Origin of the sequence: Anaerococcus nagyae (genome assembly GCF_017874535.1) — a bacterium.
Taxonomy (GTDB): Bacteria; Bacillota; Clostridia; order Tissierellales; family Peptoniphilaceae; genus Anaerococcus; species Anaerococcus nagyae.
Map to the genome: position 1 here is coordinate 191,595 of NZ_JAGGLS010000001.1, position 20,237 is coordinate 211,831.

Annotated in this window: 22 protein-coding genes and 1 riboswitch; all 22 genes read right to left on the minus strand. The window is 30.5% G+C overall.

What is annotated here, in order from left to right; translation table 11 throughout:
- The 22 genes from tsaD to J2Z39_RS01005 all read right to left on the minus strand — a co-directional run bounded on the left by tsaD (position 1) and on the right by J2Z39_RS01005 (position 20,228).
- Complete coding sequence (tsaD, locus tag J2Z39_RS00905; protein WP_245325645.1) at positions 1-1,011, minus strand: tRNA (adenosine(37)-N6)-threonylcarbamoyltransferase complex transferase subunit TsaD; 1,011 nt, start codon at positions 1,009-1,011, stop codon at positions 1-3.
- Positions 1,012-1,446 carry a ribosomal protein S18-alanine N-acetyltransferase gene (gene rimI / locus J2Z39_RS08410; protein ID WP_245325646.1) on the minus strand — a complete coding sequence of 145 codons (435 nt, stop codon included), beginning with the start codon at positions 1,444-1,446 and terminating at the stop codon, positions 1,012-1,014.
- Positions 1,424-2,101 (minus strand): tRNA (adenosine(37)-N6)-threonylcarbamoyltransferase complex dimerization subunit type 1 TsaB, encoded by a 678-nt coding sequence (gene tsaB, locus J2Z39_RS00910; protein ID WP_209813320.1) that lies wholly within the window; start codon positions 2,099-2,101, stop codon positions 1,424-1,426. Before tsaB ends, rimI begins: the two co-directional genes overlap by 23 nt.
- Positions 2,082-2,528, minus strand: coding sequence for a tRNA (adenosine(37)-N6)-threonylcarbamoyltransferase complex ATPase subunit type 1 TsaE (tsaE, locus tag J2Z39_RS00915; RefSeq protein ID WP_209813323.1), 447 nt, complete (start codon positions 2,526-2,528; stop codon positions 2,082-2,084). The genes tsaB and tsaE (J2Z39_RS00915) overlap by 20 nt, the downstream gene beginning before the upstream one ends.
- A 582-nt stretch (positions 2,529-3,110) precedes the next feature.
- The gene (gene tsaE, locus J2Z39_RS00920; RefSeq protein ID WP_209813325.1) at positions 3,111-3,569 is read right to left on the minus strand and encodes a tRNA (adenosine(37)-N6)-threonylcarbamoyltransferase complex ATPase subunit type 1 TsaE; all 459 of its coding nucleotides are present in this window, start codon (positions 3,567-3,569) and stop codon (positions 3,111-3,113) included.
- A 346-nt stretch (positions 3,570-3,915) separates the two neighbouring features.
- Complete coding sequence (locus J2Z39_RS00925; protein WP_209813327.1) at positions 3,916-5,127, minus strand: hypothetical protein; 1,212 nt, start codon at positions 5,125-5,127, stop codon at positions 3,916-3,918.
- A 1-nt stretch (position 5,128) separates the two neighbouring features.
- The gene (locus tag J2Z39_RS00930; RefSeq protein WP_209813329.1) at positions 5,129-5,803 is read right to left on the minus strand and encodes an ABC transporter ATP-binding protein; all 675 of its coding nucleotides are present in this window, start codon (positions 5,801-5,803) and stop codon (positions 5,129-5,131) included.
- Positions 5,804-5,887: 84 nt separating this feature from the next.
- Complete coding sequence (locus J2Z39_RS00935) at positions 5,888-6,487, minus strand: ECF transporter S component (RefSeq protein ID WP_209813331.1); 600 nt, start codon at positions 6,485-6,487, stop codon at positions 5,888-5,890.
- A gap of 90 nt (positions 6,488-6,577) precedes the next feature.
- Positions 6,578-6,694, minus strand: a riboswitch (FMN riboswitch).
- Positions 6,695-6,795: 101 nt separating this feature from the next.
- A complete protein-coding gene (locus J2Z39_RS00940; protein WP_209813333.1) occupies positions 6,796-7,395 on the minus strand; it encodes a hypothetical protein in 600 nt (199 codons plus the stop codon).
- Positions 7,392-8,051, minus strand: a complete 660-nt coding sequence (locus J2Z39_RS00945) for an ABC transporter ATP-binding protein (protein WP_209813334.1) — start codon at positions 8,049-8,051, stop codon at positions 7,392-7,394. The genes J2Z39_RS00940 and J2Z39_RS00945 overlap by 4 nt, the downstream gene beginning before the upstream one ends.
- Complete coding sequence (locus J2Z39_RS00950; RefSeq protein WP_209813336.1) at positions 8,051-10,195, minus strand: hypothetical protein; 2,145 nt, start codon at positions 10,193-10,195, stop codon at positions 8,051-8,053. The genes J2Z39_RS00945 and J2Z39_RS00950 overlap by 1 nt, the downstream gene beginning before the upstream one ends.
- A gap of 74 nt (positions 10,196-10,269) precedes the next feature.
- Positions 10,270-10,647 carry a lactococcin 972 family bacteriocin gene (locus J2Z39_RS00955; protein WP_209813338.1) on the minus strand — a complete coding sequence of 126 codons (378 nt, stop codon included), beginning with the start codon at positions 10,645-10,647 and terminating at the stop codon, positions 10,270-10,272.
- Positions 10,648-10,867: 220 nt separating this feature from the next.
- Entirely contained in the window at positions 10,868-11,764 is an 897-nt protein-coding gene (locus J2Z39_RS00960) for a helix-turn-helix domain-containing protein (protein ID WP_209813340.1), read from the minus strand.
- 12 nt (positions 11,765-11,776) lie between these two features.
- Positions 11,777-12,433: a winged helix-turn-helix domain-containing protein gene (locus J2Z39_RS00965; RefSeq protein WP_117520150.1), complete on the minus strand. Its 657-nt coding sequence runs from the start codon at positions 12,431-12,433 to the stop codon at positions 11,777-11,779.
- Between the two features lie 1,079 nt (positions 12,434-13,512).
- Entirely contained in the window at positions 13,513-14,202 is a 690-nt protein-coding gene (gene gpmA / locus J2Z39_RS00970; RefSeq protein ID WP_117520154.1) for a 2,3-diphosphoglycerate-dependent phosphoglycerate mutase, read from the minus strand.
- Positions 14,202-15,251 carry a rod shape-determining protein gene (mreB, locus tag J2Z39_RS00975; RefSeq protein ID WP_117520156.1) on the minus strand — a complete coding sequence of 350 codons (1,050 nt, stop codon included), beginning with the start codon at positions 15,249-15,251 and terminating at the stop codon, positions 14,202-14,204. Before mreB ends, gpmA begins: the two co-directional genes overlap by 1 nt.
- Positions 15,252-15,259: 8 nt before the next feature.
- A complete protein-coding gene (metK, locus tag J2Z39_RS00980) occupies positions 15,260-16,429 on the minus strand; it encodes a methionine adenosyltransferase (protein WP_117520158.1) in 1,170 nt (389 codons plus the stop codon).
- Positions 16,429-16,902, minus strand: a complete 474-nt coding sequence (gene ispF, locus J2Z39_RS00985) for a 2-C-methyl-D-erythritol 2,4-cyclodiphosphate synthase (protein WP_209813343.1) — start codon at positions 16,900-16,902, stop codon at positions 16,429-16,431. Before ispF ends, metK begins: the two co-directional genes overlap by 1 nt.
- Complete coding sequence (ispD, locus tag J2Z39_RS00990) at positions 16,899-17,609, minus strand: 2-C-methyl-D-erythritol 4-phosphate cytidylyltransferase (protein WP_209813345.1); 711 nt, start codon at positions 17,607-17,609, stop codon at positions 16,899-16,901. The genes ispF and ispD overlap by 4 nt, the downstream gene beginning before the upstream one ends.
- Positions 17,610-18,719, minus strand: coding sequence for a PIN/TRAM domain-containing protein (locus J2Z39_RS00995; protein ID WP_117520164.1), 1,110 nt, complete (start codon positions 18,717-18,719; stop codon positions 17,610-17,612).
- A gap of 34 nt (positions 18,720-18,753) precedes the next feature.
- On the minus strand, positions 18,754-19,233 hold the full coding sequence (locus J2Z39_RS01000; RefSeq protein WP_117520165.1) for a CarD family transcriptional regulator: 480 nt from the start codon (positions 19,231-19,233) through the stop codon (positions 18,754-18,756).
- Positions 19,234-19,328: 95 nt separating this feature from the next.
- On the minus strand, positions 19,329-20,228 hold the full coding sequence (locus tag J2Z39_RS01005) for a diacylglycerol/lipid kinase family protein (protein WP_117520167.1): 900 nt from the start codon (positions 20,226-20,228) through the stop codon (positions 19,329-19,331).
- Positions 20,229-20,237: the final 9 nt, after the last annotated feature.

A 20,237-nucleotide genomic window follows, 5' to 3' on the forward strand; every position in this document is an offset into this window, starting at 1 on the left:
TTATAATTCTAAGTTTGGGTAAACTTTCATAAATTTATTACTTCTTTGCCCTGACTTATAATCTAGATAACCTGTCATAGCTATCATAGCTGCATTGTCTGTGCATAGCTCTAGGGAAGGATAATAGAATTTTATATCCTTTTCTTTACAGGCTACTTCTAATCTTTCTTTTAATCTAGAATTAGCAGCTACTCCGCCAGACACAGCTAATTTATTATAGTCTGTTTCACCGATTAACCTCATAGACTTTTCTACTAAAACATCTACCACAGCTTCCTCGAAGCTCGCTGCTATATCTGCTTTATTAAGCTCTTCATCTTTCTGCTCAAGTTGATGCATATAATTAATTACAGCTGTTTTAAGTCCTGAAAATGAAAAATCATATGAATCTTTTTCCAGCATAACCCTAGGGAATACTACTGCTTCTTTATTACCCTTTTTCGCTATTTTATCTATCTTTGGACCACCAGGATAACCCAATCCCATTTTTCGAGCCACCTTATCAAAGGATTCACCAGCAGCATCATCTCGGGTTTTGCCAACTATCTCATAATCAGTATAGCCTTTTACCTTTACTAAATAGGTGTGACCACCACTTACTACAAGAGATACAAAAGGTGGCTTGAGATCTTTATTTGCTAGATAATTTGCACATATGTGCCCTCTCATATGATTCGCTCCTATCATTGGAGTATTTGTAGCTAAAGATAGAGCCTTGGCCGCAGAGATGCCTACAAGTAAAGACCCCATTAGACCTGGTCCCTTTGTTACAGATATTAAGTCGATATCATCATAGCTAAGATTTGTTTCATTAAGAGCCTTATCTATCAAAGGATTGATAGCTTCAAGGTGCTTTCTACTTGCAATCTCTGGAACAACTCCTCCAAAAAGAGTATGAATATCGATTTGTGATGATATTAAATTTACTAAAAGTTCTCTATCATTTTTAAGAATTGCCACACAGCTATCATCACAACTGGTTTCAATTCCCATTGTATAAAAATCAGACATTTATAATTCCTTTAACATATTATAGGCATCTTCACCTATTTTTTGATAATAGTTTTTACGCAAGCCCATTATTCTAAAGCCAAACTTTTCGTATAAATTTATAGCAGCAAGATTTTTAGTAGATACCTCTAGCCAAATCTGTCTGACATTTTCATTTTTACTAGATTTAACTAAATGATTTAATAGCCTTGTGCCAATGCCCATATGGTGGTAAGCTGGATCTACTGCTATAGTAAAAATTTCTACTTCATCCAGTACATGGCTTGATATGTAAAATCCTACAACTTTACCTTCAATTTCTTCAACAAAATGACGCAAAAAGGAGTTGGACTCTAGTTCCTTTATTAAATGTTTCTTAGACCAGGGTTCAAAAAAGGCTTTATTTTCTATATCATAAACTACATCAGCATCACTAATTTGCATTTTTCTTATCATTTAAAAGCTCTCTTTCAGCTTGTGATTTTCTAAGATAATTTGGGCTTAGTTCATACAAGTTGTAGGACTGATCAAGGTTTTCAAGACATACTTTTATTAAAGATTTGCCTATACAATTATTAAAAGAAATTGGTAAAGTCCTTCTATTAATAAATAAATCTTCGTATTTACTAGATACTTCCCCTATCAATTCAACTTCATCATCAAGTTCATTAACAAGTTTTGAGAATACATCTATGGTATACAAATCTTCTTTTATAACTTCATTAAAGCCCTTATCATACACTGCTCCATAAACCCTATTACCTCTGGCATCAATCATAGGAACTTTTAGCTTATCACTACACGAATTATTAGCAAGAGCCAAAAGCGTGCTCACTGCTATTAGCTTTTTATCATTTGCTTGTGCAAGAGTTTTTGCTATAGTCATTCCTATTCTAAGACCAGTAAAAGAGCCAGGACCCTTAGATATAACAAATCTATCAATATCCTTTATATTCATGCCAAGCAAATCCAAAAGAGTTTCTATCATAGGAACTAGGGATTCACTATGGGTCTTTTGTTGGTTTACATTAAAATCGCCTATGATCTCACTATCACTAGCTATAGTGACAGTAGAAATCATAGTCGATGTATCAATTGCCAAGATATTCATTTATTTCTTTTCCCCTTTCCGAATCCTCATAAATTTCTATTTCTCTCTTATTTTCGCTGATTTTTCTAATCTCTATATTTATCATATCATCTGGCAGATAATCACTTACATTCTCTGCCCACTCAAGGATAGTAAGTCCACCATCTGGATAAAAATATGTCTCATAATCTATATCCAAAATCTCATCTTGATCATCAAATCTATAGAGATCTAGGTGATAAATCTTGATATCTCCTTCGTATATATTTACAATTGCAAAGGTTGGAGATGAGCTATTTTCTATAGAAAAATACTGGCTTATAAATCCTGTTAAGGTTGTCTTTCCAGCACTCATTTCTCCTATCAAATTAAGGACATCACCCTCTCTAAGGCCGGATGCCAATTTATTTGCAAATTTTTTCATTTCACTTAATCCGTTAATAATCATAATCCCTCTTTATCTTTGTATTATACTATTTTTGTAGTAAAAAAAAATGAACTAATACAGTTAATTACTCCCCGTATTAGTTCATACATTCTATGTAAAATAGATCTGTATAATCAATAAACTTATTATTTTAAAATCAAACAATCTCTTACTTATTCAGTATTATACACTATTTATAAAAAAAGAATTTACAAAAATTCTAGAATTAAATTGAATAAAGTCATATTACATAAGCATGTTAAAATTATATACTTTTTTTTCTTCTCCAATATAGATTTTATAAGTAAGTATGGTGTAATAAAAGCTAAAATTAATATAAAAAGTATTATTAAATCATTAATCATTAAATCCTCCATGCTATAATAAAGATAATCGAATATACAACATTAATTACACATAATATTAATACAAGTTCAAAGTCCAGTCAAATATTTAACTAAAATAACTATATATATAAAATCCTTTCCATCAATAAATAACTTGAATTTTATAATGATATAGCAGTTTTTTTCTTGACTTCTATTAAGTAAATAATATAACATAATTAGATTATTATTATCAGAGATTAATTATATGTTTCTATCATTTTATATTAAAATCGTCAAGATATTCATTAAGCTCTCGTCCCCTTCTTGAATCATCAGAAATTGTTATTTCTCTCTTGTTTTCATCAATTTTTCTAATCTCTAGATTTATCATATCTTCTGGTAGATAGTAAGCTACATTCTCTCCCCACTCAAGGATAGTAAGTCCATCATCTGGGTAAAAGTAAGTCTCATAGTCAATATCCAAAATCTCATCAGGATCATCAAATCTATAGAGATCTAGGTGGTATATTTTGATATCACCCTCATATATATTTACAATTGCAAAGGTTGGAGATGAGCTATCATCTACGGAAAAATACTGGCTAATAAAGCTAGTCAAAGTAGTCTTTCCAGCACTCATCTCCCCTATCAAATTAAGGACATCGCCTTCTTTAAGACCAGATGCCAATTTATTTGCAAAAATTTTCATTTCTTCTAAATTATTAATAATCATAAATCCTCTTTATCTATCTATTATACTATTTTTGTAATAAAAAAAATGAACTAATACAGTTCATTGCTACCTATATTAGTTCATATATTCTATGTAAAATAGATTTATATAATCAATAAATTTATTATTTTAAAATCAAATATTAGTTTTACTTATTTTTCTTAATCAGCTTGATTATAAATTTTATTATACTGATTAAAATCCAAGCTAATATTATCCCAGACGCAATAATAACAATATAAGCTAAAGGACTCAATTTCATATATTACCCTCCTACTTCTATATGATACTAAAAACTAATACATCTATTATTAGCAATATACCCTAAAATATTTTGTATTACTAACTATAAGGAAATTTGAAATATTAATAATATAGCTAGTAGGTATATAGTGCTAAGGTAAGTAATTATTTTCTTATTATATTTGCTAAAATATATACTAGATAATAGCATAGGAGCATAAAATAAGCTAATTCCTAAATAGTATATGTTCTTAAGTATTATAGAAAATCCAAGTAAAAATATAGTATTGATAGTAAAATTTATTATAGAATAAGATTTTACCAAATCTTTGTATTCTACATCTATAAATAATCCTTGTCGATCTTTTCTTAAAAGATTTTTAAAATTTTCACATACTATAGCATTCACATTAGTTAAGTAGCTATAAAGTATAAAAATATTTATAAAATATTTGTCTAAGTAAAACTTATTAATTACTAATAATACATAGGCTCCTATAGCAAGTCCAATTATTGCCCTAGAACTAGTTCTTCTAAGACTCAGTATAGCTTGTTGGCTTATAGCATTTTTATAACTTAGCTTATTAAAATAACTATAAGATCTGCCCTTATTAGCAAGATTTTGCTTATTAATAACTTGCATTTTAGAATAATCCTTATTCCTAGCTGCTGATTGGATAGTATTATAGGTCCTAAACTCTTTAAATAACTGGTCCTTATCAAGGTTTTCTAGTCTAAACTTATGAGCTAATATTATAAGCTCAGTAAGTATTATAAAAAATACTACTATGATAAGTTTATAATTAAAATATAATAAGACTAGCATTAAAATCAAGGAAAATCTAAATATATTAGCTAATTTTTTATCTTTCAAATTATAGAAAAATAATCCCAGTATATCTTGATAGACCAGTGTTAGAAATATAAGTGCTATATCAGCATTTCCAAGCTTTAATAGTATATTTAATGGATAAAAAACTATTATGTAAATACCAGCCTTTTTGAGAAACTTTAATCTTAATAAATCAACTATTTCTTCATCATTTAAATACAGTAGATGAGCATGGTCAATTCTTATTAGACTTTTCCTAGACAAGAAACCATAAAGTGCTATTAATAGAGCCAAGCTAGTTGTTAATAGACTCTTATCAACTAATGGAATATAATAAATTATGTATTTATCGGCGTAAAATATTGCCATAGCAAATATTGCTGGAATCAGGATCAAGATTAAGGGATAGTTTTTTATAAGTTTTAAAAATTGACGTTTTTTTATTCTTATATCATTTGCAATTAATACTTTATTCGCAAACATATCACTTCCCAAAATATTTCCTATATAAGTCGTAAGTATTATTATCCTTAGCAGACTTATCAGAAGCATAGACTACTTGTCCTTCCTTAATAAAAACGAAATTATCACATATCTCATCTATCAAACTCAATTGATGGGAGGATATAAGTATAGCACAGCCTTTATTTCTTAAGCTTATTAGTTCAGATTTAAATACATCTAATTGACTTGGGTCAAGCCCTGTGAAGGGTTCATCCGCTATCAAAAGTTCCTTATTTCTTAGTAAGGCTAAGATGATCATCATTTTTTGTAGTGTTCCTTTAGAAAGTTCACTCGGGAAATGATTAAGATATCTTCTAACTTCAAATAAATCTATATAATAATCTATTAACTCTTTGGACTCATTGATAGCCGATATAAATTCTATATGCTCGCCAAAAGTTAACTCTTCGTAGTAAACAGGACTATCTGTTATATAGGATATGTGAATTGTTTTTAGATCTTGATTATTTATCTTTATACTTCCATCATAATTTCTATAAAAACTAGTCAAACATTTTATCAAACTAGTCTTTCCTGCTCCGTTATTCCCTATAAAACCTGTAATTTTCCCAGCTATTATATCAAAACTTATATTATTAAGGATATCACTATTTCCTAATTTTAGATTTAAATTTTTTATTTCAATATTATTCATTAATTACTACTTTCTTCTTTAAGATAAGAGGACGAGTACAAAGAGAGCCCTGAATCCAAGTAGTGGATATCAGGGCCTAAAAACTTACGAATATTTTAGTATTGGCGAAATACGCTTGTAAATTAGCTCAGTTACAATAGATTCTACAGCACCTTTAATTATATTAAATGGTGCGATTGAAAATATCATAAGTGTAAAATAATTTTTTACTAAAGAATTTTTTCCAGCCTGAGCTGCAAAAGCTGATAAGTCCATATTCATTGCCTTACCATATAATGGGAATACTACAAAGGCATTGGATATAGTTGCTACTGCACTCATTGCAAGAACTCCTAATATTAAAGATAATATAGAGTTCTTTTTGGTCTTGTTATTTCTATAAATTAAACTTGATACTAGAACAAATGTTGATCCTACTATAAAGTTAGATAATTCTCCTACTCCACCTGTCATTGTCTTTGAAAGATTGAGTAAGTTTTTTATAAATTGGATCATAACCCCATACCAAGGTCCTAGGGCAAAGCCACCTATTAAAGAAGGGACATCTGCTAGGTCTAGTTTCATAAATGGTGGTGCTATAGGTATTGGTACTTGGATAAACATAAGCCCATATGATAAAGCTGAAAGAATTCCAACTTTTGTAATCCTATCTAAACTAAATGATTTACTTCTACTTTGATTCATTAATACCTCCTAATATGGGCAATAAAAAATGCCCTAATAATCAGGGCATGAAAGTTAGCTAATCCATCCATAACATAAAGGAAGTGCTATTATATACTTCTCTCATCCAGACTATACTGTCGGTATTGGAATTTCACCAATTCAACCAAGATGGCTCGCAGACTATAACTGCCGGTTTAGGAATTTCACCTTACCCCGAATTAAGCTCGTATGACTAGAATAATCCTATAATATATTCAAGTCCAAACAAACTTATAAATTATTTACTTCTTGTTATTATTATATCACAAGGAAAACATTTTTCAAGTTTATTTTAGGTCAAATTTAACTAAGGAAGTCATATTTTTCCCTGCTTCCCAACTTGCTGAAACTTCTTTTCCATTATTTAAAGTATCAGATATAGCAAGTTCGCCACCCTTACCTACAACATACACTGTATAATCATAATCAGTCTTTGAACTAAAGTTTGCTCCTAGATTATCTCCATCTTTGCTAATATCCCAGTTTTTGATATCTGGTATGTCTATATCTTTCTTTTCTCCCTTATTTTCATTTTCTAAAATAAGTTCATTATCTGAAACATTTTTTATTTTTATCTTATCATTTTCTTTAAGACTTATCTCTTTGCTAGTATAGCTATTACCCTCTGAGTCTTTTGCCACTATCCTAAAAGTGCCGCCATTAGCAAAAAGACTATTTGGTATTACATAGTTGCTATTCTCATCCTTGCAAAGGAGGATTTGGCTATCATCTGCAATTCCTAAAGCTTCAAAATCTTGCTTACTATCATTTCCTATGTGCACCGCTTCTAGCTTATTGTTATTTCTATTTATAAAATAAACTGCTAATCCTATAACTACTACAGCTATCAAAACAAATAAGGCTGTGTTCTTTTTATTTCTCTTCATTTTTTAATCTCCAAACATTTATCAATTATTTCATAGCTAGTCTTGCTTATATTTGCAAAATCTTTATCATGGCTTACTATTACTATAGTTTTGCCCTTAGCATTTTCCTCTAGAAAAAGCTGCATCAAAATATCTTTATTTATAGTATCTAATGACCCTGTAGGCTCATCTGCCAGGAGCAGGTCATAAGGCTTTAATAAAACTCTTGCCATAGCTACCCTTTGTTGCTCCCCACCTGATAATTCATATACTTTATTATTTAGCTTATCAGCTATGCCTAGCTTATCTAAAGTAATATTTATCTTTTCTTTATCATTTTTAAACTCACTATATTTTAGGGCTATGTCAATGTTTTCTTTAACAGTCATATTATCTACAAGGGCAAAGTTTTGAAACAGATAAGCTATCCTTTCTCTCCTTAAGATCATTGACTTATTTTTATCCTTATAAGGATCAGAATAACCAAAGCTTCTTATACTACCACTATCATAGTCTTCCAGGGTTCCTAGGATATTTAGCAAGGTAGACTTACCACTACCACTTTTTCCAAAAATAGTTATAAAGTCTTTAGAATATATATCAAGATTTACATCCTTAAGCACCTCGTGGTCACCATAAGTTTTGTTTATATTTTTCAAGCTTATTTGGGGTTTCATTACTTATCCTCCTTTAAACTTTTGATTATATTAGCTTCTTTTCTTAACATTACTATTTCAGCAAGAGTAAATATTATAAATAAGAGGAGGCTAATCCCAAAGCCTATTAAAACCATCCTGTTAGTCCAACCTTCTCTTGGAGCATAAAAGCCTAATCCTCCAAAAACTACACTCAGTCTGAGTACTAGATAGTAGATAGCTATAGATAGTAGATATGACAAAGCTATAGATCTTATCTTAGCCTTGTGGATATCCTTAAAAGGATAACCAAATAAGCTCTTTACTGCAGCTTCATCTCCATAGTTTAAATAATAATTTTTATGATCTGTATTTACTATAAATCCATAAATACATAGTAGGATAATTGAAGCTATAATATAAATTATAGTTTCATTTTTGTATCTTTGAACCTGGTATTCTACATAGTCATAGGCTGTCTCTATCCAAAGAACATACTTACTAGCTGGCGTAGTGGATATTAGTTCCTTTAAATCTGCTAGACTCTCCTCACCCTTATCTAGATAAGGGTGTAGCTGCCCATTATCTAATCCATTAGACAGTAAGCTTTCTTCTGACCTAAGTCCGTCCTCATTTATTAAAATGTAAACATAATTGTCCGAATAAGGCTGATCGATCCTAGCACTGGAATCTAGGCATGGTAGCTTTTGGCCGCTTTTTATTTTTACAATATTCCGAACTAAATCATCACTATTTTTAGATTCAGATATTTGTTTTTCTTTGATATCATTCAAATCTTGATCAGTAAGGTTAATATCTTCTGGAACTAATATAACCCATTCATTTTCCTTTGCTTTAGTATCTAAAGCATGTCCCTTATCATCTAATATATCAAACTTTGTAAGGTAATTGTGGTTAATGAAGGCAAATTTTCCATTATTTAACCTATGTTCTCCAAATAAGTCATCATCTATATTTAACCCTTCGACGTCTTGGTATGGGTTTAGGAATAATACTGCCCCTCTATCTACCAAGAGTCTAGCCAATTCTTCTGTAGGTTTTGCAACTAATTCTTTATCTTTATCTCCATCAATTACATATTGCCAAGGCGCCCCAGTGGCTATGTTGGCGTATGATTTTGCATCGTCCCAATCATTTAAATATTCATTTACATCTTTATAGTCTTTTAAAGAAAAGACAGTGATAGCTAGTAAGTAGGCCAAGGATCCTGCAAATATTATTTTAAATATTGATAAAAACTTAGCAGAAACCTTTCTCTCTCCCTTTAATACACTTAATATATCTTCATAATTTGTTTTATATAATAATAGGATAAATTCTAATAAAAATACTACTAAAGCAAATAATAAAATAAATATATACATAGGATTCATAGCTATCAAAAATCCACCAATACTATCTGGATTAACTAAGTTATAGAGCAAGGCGGAATCAATTATTAAAGCTATTAATATAGGCATAGCTATAAGATTAACAGACTTGTTTGCGGCAATCTTCTTATCATCATATCCAAATAGGAGTGATATGGACAGCTCCTTAACTAGGCTCCTATTATAAATAAGCAAAGCAAATATAGTAGCAAAAATACTAATCAAATTAATGACAAGCATTAAGAAAAACTCTTTCATAGTCATTTCAGAAGCACTCATATAATCAGGTGTCTGTACAATATCTGCATAAGCTTTTAAATCATCTATAAATGATTCGACATTATTTTGATCTCCACTTATAGCATAGTCTCCAGATATATTATCTATGTCGATATCTTCATATTTTTTTATATCTATATTGTTTTTAGTTAAAAGATTATTAGAACTTATGCTATGAAATTTATTAGAAGTATTGCTATCTTCATTTATCTTTAAGTCCTTATGGGACTTATTAAAACTACTCGGATCACTTAAAAATAAATAAGCATCTACATCTATATTTTCTTTTCTATCAACTCTAGACTTCTTGACAAACTTTATTAAATTGATATTATTATCTGATGCAGCTTTAGCAATGTCATCTCTAATATCCTCATCATTATAGTTGACAAGATTTACAAACTTATCAAAATCAGGAAATTTACCTATAGCCTGATTGTTATCTATGTAATAGAAATAAGTTAGGGAACTTAGTATTAATGTTATTGTCGTGAGTATCTTGAGTATTTTTTTCATATATTTATTTACCTTAATAGAAATCCAGCTAGAAAAAAACAAAAGTATTTTATCTAGCTGGATTTAACAGTATCTTATTCTACATTTGCATATGCTTCATTTCCAAAAGCTGCACTTTCCCAGCTAGCATAGGCTGTATTGCTAGGAGCAACTCTACCAGATCTTGCTATCTTTCCGCCTGCGCCCTTTACACTAGTATTATGATATTTACTTGCGTGATAAAATCGTGACCATACCTGAGAAGTATTAACCCCGTGTCTCCACTTTCCACCTAGCCAATCCTTAACTCCACTGTCGTAGGTTTTTGATGAATAAGTGCTAACACTCTCTGATTCTACTGTAACCACATCATTGTTTAATGAATCAAATCTATACTCTTGATCTGCAAAAGAAACTGGCGTACTAAATAATATTAGTCCTGCTACCGCTAATGCTTTTATTTTGTTTTCCATAATTAAACCTACCAATTATATTTTTAGAATAGAAAGTGTACACTTATTCTATGTCTTTATTATAAAATATTTTAAAATATTATTTAATAGCCTATGTGCATGTTCAAAATACCTGTACAAATACTGATAAATAAGCAAAAACCAATCTTTATTAGTTCATACTGAAAAAGAATTTGAAATTTTTAGTACTAACTTAACAAAAACTGGCTTTGAAGCATGGTTACTTGTCTCGATAAATTAATTTATTAAATTTTTCTTTTAATTCTGGCCTATTTGTTAGTAAACATAAGTCCATAGATTTATTTAAATATGATAAAAACTCTGGGTTTTTCTCTTTAAAAAGAATATCTCCTCTCTGATAATATGAATTAATCAAGTTAATAGTGTCATTATTTCTAATAGATGAATCGATAGATTTTTTATTCCACTCTAAAGCTTTTTCAACATCACCATCATTGCTATATGACCTACTAATATTATAAGATATTTTCGGATATAAATTATTATTTTCACCTATATTATTTAATATAAATAGTAGTATGTCGTAGCTAAATCCAATGTCTCCATTCTCCCTATAATAAGGGACCATAGCAGATAATATCCTGTATTCGAAATTTGTATAGTTATAATTTTTATACTTTTTAATCTTAAAGTCTTTATGAGATATGACCATAGCCTCATTTAGACCTTTTATAAAACTTTGGCTACTTCTTTTCGGATTATAAATTATAGATTGGTAAAATTTAAGATACTGACTATATTTTTTTTGATAAAAATTAGGTAGAATATCTTTATTTACCTTCTCAAATTCTCCTAATGTTTCCTCTACTTTTTCATAGTTAAATTCATCCATATAATAATCTAAGTCAGTTATGTAATCATCTATATACGACCATATAGATCCCTGAAAATAATTGAATATAGTGTCAAATTCAAGACCCAGCTCTTCTAAAATAACCAATAAAGAGCTAAGCTTTATATCTACCTTTCCGCTTTCAAGCCTCCTTATTGTATCTACTGATAAGTCAGCAGCAAAGGCCAAATCCTCTTGGGTTAGTTTCTTTTCTTTTCTTATATTCCTTATTTCATTACCTATATAATCTAAATTATAGTCCATTATTAACTCCTTTTAAGGTGTACAAGAATCAAGTACCCACCTATAACCCTTACGGTTTACAGTTTCAATTGGATTTAAGTCAGCTTTTTTAAATTCTAGTCTTATTTTTCTAATATGCTCCCTAACTGATCTTTCTGTCGTTTTAAGTCCTTTCTTTTCCATAGCCTCTACTATTTCATCCTTGGATAAGGTTTTACCCATATTAGATATTAGTACTGAGCAGATGCTTATTTCAAACTTGGTTAGGTCTAGGATATCATTACCTATTCTAAAGATACCGTTATCTTCTTCCATAGTACAAAATCCTAATCTTACAATATTTGTATCGTTGATTTCTTCTACCTTATCAAAGATATTGTTGATAAATTCCTCACGAGTATTAGAGTGGATGACAAAGTCCTTATCATCTAATTCTTGCTCGTAAGGATTATCTGTATTTCTCTCTGTTAGATATATTACTGGAACGGATGTAGTTTGTTTTATGTATTGAATTACTTGAAGACACTTATTATAGGTCATATCTACCAAGATTAGATCGTAGCTATCTAAATCTAAGTCAATCAAGTCTTCCATTTGTTCGAATTTATGTATAACTACTTCATGTTTATCAAAATGTGAGTTTAAGAGAGAAGATACACCGTTTTCATTTTCTACTGATGCTATTTTCATATTTTCTCCTTTTTGTTTATATATAGATTATATACTTTCTAATGACAAATGTAAATATATTTTTATATAAATTACCATTGATGAAAACTAAATTAAAAAAATACTGAATACATACATTCTTTTTATTATTATGCAAAATATTATAAAAATAATTTACAATAAATTCTAAATATAATAAAAGATAATTAAGATATTAATTCTTTAAAAAAATAATGATAAAAGTATTACGCTTTTAATAGGAAGATATTTATACATTATATAGTTCAAACTATAAAAAGTATATTGTAGCAAAAAATTTAATAGGTAAATATGAAAGGCAATTATTCCATGACTATAATAGAACACAAATATTTTCAACCAATTACTATTTTTACAGCAATGATAATATCGCTTTTTTCTTTTGAAGGTATTAAAATTTTTAGCATTGCTGTTTTAATTGTTACTTTTAGCTCAGCTACTACAATGGCTCTTAATATCTATAAAGATAGAGCTAAAAATTCTCTTATAGAGTTTTTATATGCATTATCTATCTTTCTTATAATGAAATATTTACCTCAATATATAACTTATTTTTATAGTGGTATATTGGTTATACTTATTTACCTAATATATATACTATACATAAACCCTAAAATAATGAATAGAGCTTTAATTTACAAAGTTTAAAATTTATTTTATATATACTACTAATATTTCTTTAAATTATATTGGCAGATCCTAAGTTAAGTAAGGATCTGCCAATTAATTAGCTAAATATTATTAAATAAATCATCATTATATTTTTCTTATAGAAAATAATTTTAATAAAGTTCTATCATTCTATAAGTTAAAAAAGTAGAGATTAAACTCTACTTAGACTATTGATAAAATATAAAATTCGACCATTTCGACAGAACATAGTGAGTAGAGAAATCCCATTAGATCTATCCATGAGTTCGCTTCACTCACACTAAAACTCGTTTGCTAGGCAAACTTTTCCGTGCTTTCGCACTAGTTTCAGGGATGAATGTACCAAATTAGGGTATATTCATCTAGTCGAAATGGCTATAGCTTAATTTAAATTATTTATAAGCGTACGCTTATAAATAATATTTTTTAACCATCTTAAGATCATCATCTAATTCATAAACTAGTGGTTGACCTGTTGGGATTTCTAAGTCCATTATATCTTCATCTGAAATTTCTTCTATGTGCTTTGCTAATGCTCTTAAGCTATTACCATGAGCTGCTACTAATACTGTTTCATCTTTTAGTAACTGTGGAGCTATATTATCAAAGAAATATGGTAATGCTCTATCTAGAGTAATCTTTAAGTTTTCTGCTGCTGGGATTACATCTTGTGGAAGATTTTTAAACTGTCTCATGTTTAATTGTTCTTTTTGAGCTTCTTCTGATAATAATGGAGGGAGTGTATCATATGATCTTCTCCAAATGTGAACTTGTTCATCCCCGTATTTTTCAGCTGTTTCTGCTTTGTTTAGCCCTTGTAAAGCTCCATAATGACGTTCATTTAGTCTCCATGATTTTTCTACTGGAACAAATAGTTGCTCAGAATATTCTAGTACATAGTTACAGGTTTTTATAGCACGTTTTAGTATAGATGTATGTGCATGGTCAAATACTATACCTGCTTCTTTTATTTTTTTACCAGCTTCTATAGCTTCTTCTGTTCCTTTTTCAGAAAGATCTACGTCTACCCATCCTGTAAATTTGTTTGCAAGATTCCATTCACTTTGACCGTGTCTTACCATTACTAATGTTTTTGTCATTATCTTCTCCTTAATTTTTCATTCTTTTCAAGTTCTTTTTGCTTAGCCTTAATAGATTCATTATGTCCTTTATCTATTTCATCTAGCCAATTTAAAGCTCTACCTGTGCCTACTATTACACATTGTTCTGCATTTTCTGCTATTTTTACGTTTATTTGGAATTTTTCTCCTATACGCTCACGCAGACCTAATGTATAAGCTGCACCACCTGTTAGAATAATTTCTTTTTCATATATATCTGCAGCTAGTTCTGGAGGTGTTACCTCTAATACTTTTTTTACCCCATCCACGATTAAATCCACATCAGGTTTTATCGCTAGAGCAATTTCTCCTACTGGGACATATACTTTTGCTGGAAGTCCATCTGTTATTTGCCTACCTGCAACTTCTATGGATTCGCTAGGTTCTGCCTTACCTGATTCAATTTTTATTTCTTCTGCCTTGTTATCTCCAATAAGTAATCCATATCTTGATCTTATATAATCTTTAATAGCTTTATCAAAGCTTAGACCTGCTACTGGCACTGATGTACTTGCTATAATCTGACCCATGGAAATAACCGCTATATCTGTGGTTCCTCCACCTATATCAAGGACTAATTCTCCACCTGCATCTGTTATATCAACCCCAGCTCCAATTGCTGCTGCTAAAGGTTCTTCTATAAGATAAGTCCTGTGTGCTCCAGCATTTTCGCTTGCTTGAAGAACTGCTCTTTTTTCAACTTGAGTTGATCTACTTGGAACACAGATGAGAACGTCTGGTTTTATAAGAGCCTTGCTTATTGATTTTTCTAAAAAGTACTTAAGCATGCGCTCTGTTGCTGGAAAGTCTGCTATAACTCCATCTTTCATAGGCATAACTGCCTTAATGTTACCTGGAGTCCTGCCAACAAGTTTTTTAGCTTCGCTTCCTACTGCAAGTATATCATCTGTTAGGATATCAATGGCTATTACTGATGGTTCTTCTAAAACTATTCCCTTGTTATTTACATAGACTAGAACTTGAGCTGTTCCTAAATCTATTGCTACACTTCTTCTAAAGCTTGCCATTTTTTCTCCTAATAATTTTTAAGTATATCTACCTTATCTAGTTTTTCCCATGTAAAATCGGGATTATTTCTACCGAAGTGTCCATAAGATGATGTTTCTTTATAGATTGGTCTTAACAGATCTAAATAATCTATAATTGCTTGTGGTCTAAAATCAAAGTTTTCCCTTAGTATTTCCAGTAGTCTCTCGTCATCATATTTGCCAGTTCCAAAGCTATCTACGTAAATTGAAAGTGGATGTGCTACACCTATAGCATAGGATATACCTATTTCAAGTTTATCCGCAAGTCCTGCTGCAACCATGTTTTTAGCTGCATATCTTGCCATATAAGCAGCTGATCTATCAACTTTAGTAGGATCTTTTCCAGAAAATGCTCCACCACCTGCTTTAGAGTATCCGCCATAAGTATCAACTATGATCTTACGACCTGTTAGTCCACTGTCTCCCTTTGGACCGCCTATTACAAATTTACCTGTTGGATTTACATAGATTCTTGTATTTTCATCAATTAAACTATCATCTATAACTTTATTTATTACTTCATCTATTATATCTTGACGAATTTTTTCTAATGATACATCTTCTGTATGTTGAACAGAAATAACTATATTATCGATTCTAACTAGTTTATCATCATCATATTCTACAGTCACTTGAGTTTTTCCATCTGGTCTTAGATATGAAAGAGTTCCATCTTTACGCACTTCAGTAAGTCTCATGGAAAGTTTATGAGCATAGGTTACGGATACTGGTAGATATTCTTCCGTTTCATTATCTGCATATCCAAAGATAATACCTTGATCTCCTGCACCTATTCGGTCATATTTTTCATTAGTTGATTTATATTCTTGGGCACTATTTACACCTTGGGCAATGTCTGCTGATTGCTCTATTAACGAGGTTAAAACTGCTACATTTGAATAGTCAAACCCTAAACTAGGATCATCATATCCTATTTCTTTTATGACATTTCTAGTTATTTGCTCTACTGGTGCATAGGCTGTTGTGGAAATTTCTCCAACTACTAAAACTAAACCAGTTGAGGTTACTGTCTCGCAAGCAACTCTACTATTTTTATCTTGTCTTAAACATTCATCTAGTATTGCATCAGAAATCCTATCACAAACTTTATCTGGATGGCCTTCTGTTACTGATTCACTTGTTACAAATCTTTTCATCATTTCTCCTCTAATATTACAACTGCACGAGCTTCTATACCTAGACCTTCTCCTGTAAAGCCTAGACCTTCACTTGTTGAAGCTTTGATTGATATGTTTTCCATATCAGTATTTAGATGCTCTTTAAGTAATTTCCTTATTTCTTCTCTCTTTGGACTTATCTTAGGCATTTCACAAATTATTACACTATCAATATTACCTATCTTATACCCTCTATCATCCATTAGCTTTACTACATTATCAAGTAATTCTATTGAATAAATACCTTTATATTTAGGGTCTGTATCTGGAAATAAATTTCCTATATCAGTTTCTGCTAAAGCTCCTAGTATAGCATCCATAATAGCATGTGTAAGTACGTCTGCATCAGAATGCCCTAATAGGCCTTTTTCATAATCAAATTTGACTCCACCAAGAATCAAATCCCTATTTTCTACTAGCCTATGAACATCATATCCTATTCCTATTCTCATCTTTGCCCTCTATTCTGGGTTTCAATATATGCATCTGCAAATAATATATCTTCATTAGTAGTGATTTTTATATTAGAATATTCTCCTTCAACTACTTTTACTGCTTCTTGTCTATTGAAAAATTCAAATAACTGACTATCATCTGTTATCATAAATTCACTAGCAACATACTTCTTATACATAGAAAATAGTATATTTTTATCAAAAGCTTGGGGAGTTTGAATATTATAAACAAAGTCCCTATGTGGGGTAAAATCCACAAGCATATTTTCATCTACGATTTTAACTGTATCTTTAGTTTTTGTAGCGCTTACTACTGCCTTATATTCTCTAAGTTCATCTAATGTTTTATAGAAAAGCTCTCTACTAGCAAAAGGCCTTACCCCATCATGGGTTAAGACCAATTGTGTTTTTTTATTTAAAGCTTTAAGTCCTTCAAAGGTTGACTTTTCTCTAGTATCACTACCGTAAACATACTTAATCTTTCTATCATAATTTTTGAGTATATCTTTGATAATATCCTCATCTTCACGTCTGATAACTAAGATAATCTCATCAAATTCCTCGATACCTACTATGGTATCTAAAGTACGTTCTATAATCTTTTTACCTTCAATTTCTAAAAAGGGCTTATTTATATTGCTATTCATACGTCTTCCAGATCCAGCTGAAGTTATGATAGCTGATAAAAATTTGTTATCAAACATCTAGTCCTCTTCACTCTTTACAAAAATCATACGCCCTGCAGAAGTTTGTAAAACACTGGTAACGACAGCATTTATGGTTTGGTCTATATATTTATCACCATCTTCAACTACAACCATAGTTCCGTCATCTAAGTATCCAACTCCCTGGTTTTTACCCTTACCTTCCTTGATTACATCTATTTTCATATGCTCTCCAGGAATTACTACCGGTTTAAGTGCATTGGCAAGATCATTTATATTCAAAACTGGTATGCCTTGAACATCTGCAACCTTATTTAGATTATAGTCATTGGTAAATATTTTACCATCCATATCCATAGCTAACTTTAAAAGTTTGCTATCAACTTCTTTAATCTCAGGATAATCAACATCAGTTATTCTAAAATTAATCTTACCACTTTTTTTGATAGTGTTTACTATATCTAAGCCCCTACGGCCTCTTTCTCTTTTAAGATCATCTGGACTATCAGCTATATGTTGAAGTTCCTCTAGGACAAACTCAGAAATAATAAGCTCACCTTCTATAAATTCTGTATCTATAATATCTACTATACGGCCATCTATAATTACAGATGTGTCAAGGATTTTTGGACTAGCAATCTTACTATTTTTACTAGATTTTAAAATATGACGAGAATCTTTATTTTCTTTGTTCTCTTTAGAGGTCTTAAAAAGATTTAAAAAATCATCACTATTTTTTGTAGCAACTCTCCATCCTAAATAACCTAAACCAATATATAATAAAATAGATAATAACACAAAAATAGAATTGCCTACATATGGTAATTGTAAGCTGGTTAAAGGTCTTGTAATTAAGGTTGCTATAAGAATACCAATTATCGCTCCAACTGTACCGACTATAAGATTTCCTGCTGGTATCTCACTAATTTGTCCTTCTATATTCGAGAAATTAACGAGAAATTTATCTACAAATGATGTAGATATAAAATAAAAGATTATTCCTCCAATTAGCCCTGCTATTATGTTTGCAATTATAAATATAATGCCGCTAGAATCTATGAAAGAACTTGCGGCATTAACCACATTTAATATTACAATACCAAGAGCAGCTCCAATTAGCGTAATAACCAATTGAATTATTCGCTTCATTTATGCTCCTTGTTATCATTTTTAAAGAAAACAATCAAAGACCAATAGATTCATCTATCATTTCTTCAGCTTTTTCTTTTTCTAGAGAACCTGCCATGACTAACTCACTAGCCATAATTCGTCTTGCCCTGTTTAATAATTTTTTCTCAGTAGTGGATAGACCCTTTTCTTTATCTAAAATCGCTAAGTTCCTAACCATTTTTGCAATTTCAAATATATCCCCAGACTTAATAACTTCTTGGTTTTGTCTATAGCGGACATTCCAGTTATTTGACATTTGGGTAGGATCATCATCTAAGATTCTAAGTACTTCATCGCCTTCTTTTTTGCCGATGACCTCTCTTATGTTCATTTTGTCAATATTTGCCATTGGAATCGAAATATCCATAGAACCGATTGGCATTTTTAGGATAAAATAATCTTTCTCTTCTCCTAAAAATTCTTTTTTTTCAATAGAATCAATTATACCCGCACCATGGTTGGGGTATACGATTTTATCGCCTATTTTAAACATTTTTACCTCCTAGGTTCTCAATTATATTATATCAAATTAGCACTTTTTCGTAAAACAAATTTGAAAATCTAGCTCTTTTGGGGTAAAAAGATAGACTAGTTACGTAATCCAGTTCGCATTCTTATTTTTTCTTGTTCCACCTTAATTTTTGCATGAGTAGTAGATCCACCATACTCACCATCCAAAGACCAGGCTACTTTACTGTTAGTTTTTATCTCAAACTCACTTCCTTGACGGAGAATTAACATATCATTTTCTTTTCTATTTGTTAAACCAAATATTATCTTATTTATATCAGAAAGAGATTGGGGACGCTTTACCATGGTTAGCTCAAATATCCCATCCGATAAACCGACATTATCTCCTGTTATGCCTATAAAACCGCCTACAGACACTGAATTAGTTACCATAAAATGGATGAAATCTCCCTTTATGGTATCTCCATCTACTGATACTTCTATTTTATAGGTTGGAATGTTAATTAGAGGTAAAGTTTGCTTAAGACCTTCAAATATATATGCATTTCTACCAAAGATATTTTTGACATCTTGGCCAGTATTATAGGAAACTTCTGCTATTGTTCCAAAAGCTGCTACATATACAAAAAACTTATCATCAATTTTCCCTATATCTATGCGCTTTTGATAACCTCTTGTGGCTACTTTAGTAGCCTTTTCTACATCCTTTGGAATATTTAAAGATTTTGAAAAATCATTTGTTGAACCAGTTGGTATGTATCCTATCAAAGGGTCTATATCAAGTTTTGATACAGCTGCTATGACTTCATCAAGTGTTCCATCACCACCACCTACTATAATTTCATCAAATCTATTTCCCAATTCTACAATAGTTTCACTTGCATCTTTTGGGCTTTGAGTTGCATATATACTTGCTAAATATTCTCTCTCACTTAAATAATCAACAATCCAAGACAAGTGCTCATTGATTATTCTTTGACCACTATTAGGATTGTATATAAAAAGGGCTTCTTTCATAGTTTCTCC